We start from the raw sequence: 4,196 nt of genomic DNA on the forward strand, positions 1-4,196 counted from the left end.
GTGCAGCAGCAGCTGGCGGGCCAGGTCGTCCTCGGCGGGTACGGTGGCGGCGGCGCCGGGCGGGGTCAGGGCCGGTCGTCCGCCCGTGGGTAGACCCGCAGGTCGCCGTGCTGGACGGCGTAGACGGTCCCGGAGTCGCGGGCCGTGTTGTTCTGTTCGGCGGCCGGCTCGCGGGGCCCGCCGTCGAACCCGGCGACCAGCCGGGCGAGTTCCGCGCGCGCGGCCGGGTCCTGGCGCAGGACGGCCGACAGTTCGAGGGTCCAGAAGGCGAACAGGGCCTGCCGGACCTCCTCGGGGCGTACGGCCTCCGCGACCATCGCGGCGTTGTCGTCGAGCCGGGCCTCGACCGTGAGCTGCCGGCCGCGCCCCAGGCGGCGGAAGACCGAGAGCGTCGCCTCCTTGGCGGACTGCCACAGGTCGGTGGCCATCGAGCTCACCAGGACCGCGGCCCCCGCCTCCGCCAGTGCGACCAGTTCCTGATCCATGCTGCTCCCTCAGGGTCTCGTGGTGGTGGTGTTGATGTACTGATCGCCGTTCTGCACGGCGTTGATGACGCCCTGGCCGGAGGCCTTGTTCACCATCGTCGAGCGGCCGCGCGGCCGGGGCGGGGCCGCAGCGGGCGAGGGCGCCGCGGCCGGGTCCGAGGGGGCCGAGGGGCCGGACGGACCGGGCGGGCCCGGCGGACCGGACGGGGCCGCGGCCAGACCGAGCCAGGCCGGGGCGGTGAACTCCTTGGCCCGGACGGTGACTTCACGGAACATCTCCGGGTCGATCCCCGGGTACCCGTGCGGCACCGTCTCCTCGTGGAAGTGCTGCGACAGGACCAGGACGGCGACCGTGCTCGCCGGGGCGGCGGCGAGGGCGGTGCGGGCCACCGGCGCGTCGAGCAGCCGGGACAGCACCTCCAGCGGCCGTCCGGCCACCTCACCGTCCGGCCCGAGCCGCAGATCGCCGGCGTGCAGCGCCATCCTGACCCGGATCGAGGTCGCCGGTGCGGCCGTCCGGTTGTGGGCGCGCAGCCGGGCCGCGAACTCGTGCACCAGCGGGTGGATCAGGGCCGCCTTCGCGGCCCCGGCCGGGGCGGTGACGCGCAGCCCGTCGCCCAGGTCCTCCCGCAGGCAGGCCGACCAGTCGATCCGGCTCTGCCCGAAGGACTCCCGCAGCGCCGTCGCGAGGACCCGGCGGATCGTCATCAGCGCGGTGTCCCCCCGCCCCGACGAGCCCTCGATGTCCACCGCCAGCACCGGACGGTAGGCCAACTCCCAATCCATCGCCGCCTCCTGAGAAACCGGTCGCGCGCCGCCGCCATGGCCGCGTCAGTCCACCCCGACGCCGTCGCCGCCCGCCGCGGTTCCCAGCCTGCCGCCGATCCGGGCCGGTGATCCCGTCGGAATACGGGATCACCGCCGATCCGCGCGCGGCGTCCGCCGCCGGTGCGGACGGCCGCCGCGTCCCGGCGATGAGCGCATACTGGGCGCACCGGCGCGTACGGGGCGAGCGGGGAACACGCGAGACGGGCGGTGGGGCATGGCCGGCAGGGAACGGAACCCCGACGGGGAACGGAACCCCGACGGGGAACAGCGCGACGACGGCACGGAACGGCACGCCGCCCGGCCGCGCCGGCGCCCGGACCCGGACTGGGTCTGGCCGCTGTCGAGCCTGCTCGGCGGGCTGGCCCCGGCCGACCGCGAACGGATGCTGACGCTCGGCACCGCGGTGCGCTACCCCGCGGAACGCGTGCTGATCCGGGAAGCCGACACCACGGACTTCCTGCTGATCCTGCTCGGCGGCGTGGTCAAGGTCACCGGGCGCACCCCCGACGACCGGGACGCCCTGCTGGCCGTGCGCATGAACGGCGACCTGGTCGGCGAGTTCGCCGCGGTGGACGGCCGCCCCCGCTCGGCCACCGTCACCACCTGCGGACCGGTGACGGCCAGGACGGTGACCCGGGCGCAGTTCCTGGACTTCACCCGCCGGGAACCGCGGATCGCCCAGGCCGTCAACGAGTCCGTCGTGACCAAGCTGCGGGCCGCGAACGCCCGCCGGATCGAGTTCACCGGCTGCGACGTCGCCACCCGGCTCGCCCGCGTGATCCACCAGATCGCCGTGACCTACGGGGAACCGGCCGGCGCCGGAGCGGTGATCCACTGGCCGATCACCCAACCGGAACTCGCCACCCTCTCCGGCGCCGCCGAACCCACCGTGCACAAGGCCCTGCGCCGACTGCGCGACTCCGGAGCGGTCTCGACCGGCTACCGCACCCTCAAGGTCGAGGACCTCGCCCTGCTCGGCAGCATCGCCTTCTCCTGACCCCCGCGACGCGCGAAGGGACCGATCCCGACCCGGCCTGCGGGAGAAGCCGTCATTCGACGGTATCCCGCACTCCCGGCGTCGCTACCATCCGATCCCGGGCCGCCTTACGCGGCCCCGGTCACCGCCGGTTCCACCCGGGTGACCGACCCTCCTCCGATCGGCTGCTGCCCGCGCGGCGGACCGCCCCGAACGCGGTCGCGTGCACGGCCGGGAAAGCGGTGTGACGATGGAAGAGACGCACCAACCCCCCACGGCGGCACCCGGATCCGCCCCCGGCGTCCGCAACGGGAGCACCGGCGACGACTACCGGGTCGACATCGGCGGCGACAACCGGGCCCCGGTGATCGTGGGCAGCCACAACCTGCTCGTCGACGCCCAGCACGGCTCCTCCGTCACCCTGCTGATGCAGGGCCAGCGACCGGAACCCGTCCGCCGCGAGCGCACCGTCCTGCTCCCGCGCCGCCAGCAGGAACCCCTCGGCCGGGCCGCCCAGTTGGCCGCCCTGGCCGAAGGCGTCAGGACCAGCGGCCTGGTCCAGCTCTACGGCCCGCCCGGCAGCGGCACCAGCATGCTGCTGCGCCACGCCGCCCGACGGCTGGCACCCGGCCCGGACGGCACGCTCTACCTCGACGCGGCCAACCGCGACGTGGCCGACCTCGCCCAGGACGTCTTCGAAGCCTGCTACGACGCCGCCGGCTACGCCCCGTCGAACACCGACCTGCGCCGGCTGATGGACGGAGTGCACCTCCTCGTCTACGTCGACAACGCCGAGCTGACCAGGGAACAGGTCCTCGCCCTCGCCGAAACCGCCGCCGACGCCACCTTCGTCTTCGCCGCCCACCGGCGCTCACTGCTGGGCGAGGACGGCACCGTCATCGAACTGCCCGGCCTCGACTACGAGGCCGGCGCGGAACTGCTGGTCCGCGAACTGGGCCGCCCGCTCGCCCCCGGCGAGACCGACACCGCCAGAGCCCTGTGGCAGGCCGCGCAGGGCCGCCCCCTGCACCTGCTCCGAGCAGCCGGCCTGGCCCGCTTCGACACCACCGCCGACGCCCGGCTGCCCCTGCCCGGCCAGGTCGCCGAACTGCTCCCGCTGCTGCTCGAACGGCTCGACGCACCGGCCCACCGCGTGCTGCGCCTGCTCGCCACCCTCGACGGCACCGACCTGGCGCCCGACCACCTCGCCGCGATCACCGAACTCCCGGACGCGGAAGGGACCGCCGAACGCCTGGCCGGGCTCGGCCTGCTGACCGCCGGGGACGACGGCTACCGCTGCGCCGAGGACACTGTGGCGGCCGTCTTCCGGCAGGACCCGCAGCCGTTCCCGGTCGACCGGATCTGCGACCACTTCGCCGACTGGATCGCGCGGGCCGCCACCACCGCCGCCGACGTCGCCCGGTGCGGCGCGGCGCTGGAGCGGGCCGCCGCCCTGGCCGAGGCCACCGGCCGGCCCGAACTGGCCGTCCGGATCGCGCGGGCCGCCTCGCCCGCCCTGGCCCGGTCCCTGCGCTTCGGAGCCTGGGGCCGACTGCTCGGCCGAGGCTGGAGCGCCGCCCAGCAGGCCGACGACCGGCCCGCCCAGGCCTACTTCACCCACGAGGAGGGCATCCGCAACCTGCTCACCGGCCGCCGGGTGATCGCCGCCATGCTGCTGAGCCAGGCCGTCCCGCTGTGGAGGGCCCTCGGCGACCACCACGGCGCCACCGCGGCGACCAACGCCCAGCACTACACGCCGTCGGCCGACCAGCTGCTGAACGGGACGGGCACGGTGCCGGTGGACCCGGGCGGGGCGGCGGGCGGGCATGCGGTGCTGCCGGTGGACCCGGGCGGGGCGGCCGGTGGGCACGCTCGGCACCGCCGTGGTGGAGCCCCGCAGTGCCCGC

At 75.6% G+C, this 4,196-nt stretch carries 4 protein-coding genes; 2 read left to right on the top strand and 2 right to left on the bottom strand.

Features of this window, described 5'->3' with window-relative positions; genetic code table 11:
• Positions 1–65 precede the first annotated feature (65 nt).
• Positions 66–485 carry a hypothetical protein gene (locus tag ABZW03_RS38040; RefSeq protein WP_355269037.1) on the bottom strand — a complete coding sequence of 140 codons (420 nt, stop codon included), beginning with the start codon at positions 483–485 and terminating at the stop codon, positions 66–68.
• Positions 486–494: 9 nt separating this feature from the next.
• On the bottom strand, positions 495–1,271 hold the full coding sequence (locus ABZW03_RS38045) for a hypothetical protein (protein WP_355269039.1): 777 nt from the start codon (positions 1,269–1,271) through the stop codon (positions 495–497).
• Positions 1,272–1,527: 256 nt separating this feature from the next.
• Here ABZW03_RS38045 and ABZW03_RS38050 point away from each other — a divergent pair, with 256 nt between their 5' ends.
• Positions 1,528–2,310 carry a Crp/Fnr family transcriptional regulator gene (locus tag ABZW03_RS38050; protein WP_355269041.1) on the top strand — a complete coding sequence of 261 codons (783 nt, stop codon included), beginning with the start codon at positions 1,528–1,530 and terminating at the stop codon, positions 2,308–2,310.
• Positions 2,311–2,539: 229 nt separating this feature from the next.
• Positions 2,540–4,196 (top strand): ATP-binding protein (locus tag ABZW03_RS38055; RefSeq protein WP_355269043.1); only part of this gene is annotated, 1,657 nt, incomplete at its 3' end.

The organism is Kitasatospora sp. NPDC004799 (genome assembly GCF_040609095.1).
Lineage (GTDB): Bacteria > Actinomycetota > Actinomycetes > Streptomycetales > Streptomycetaceae > Kitasatospora.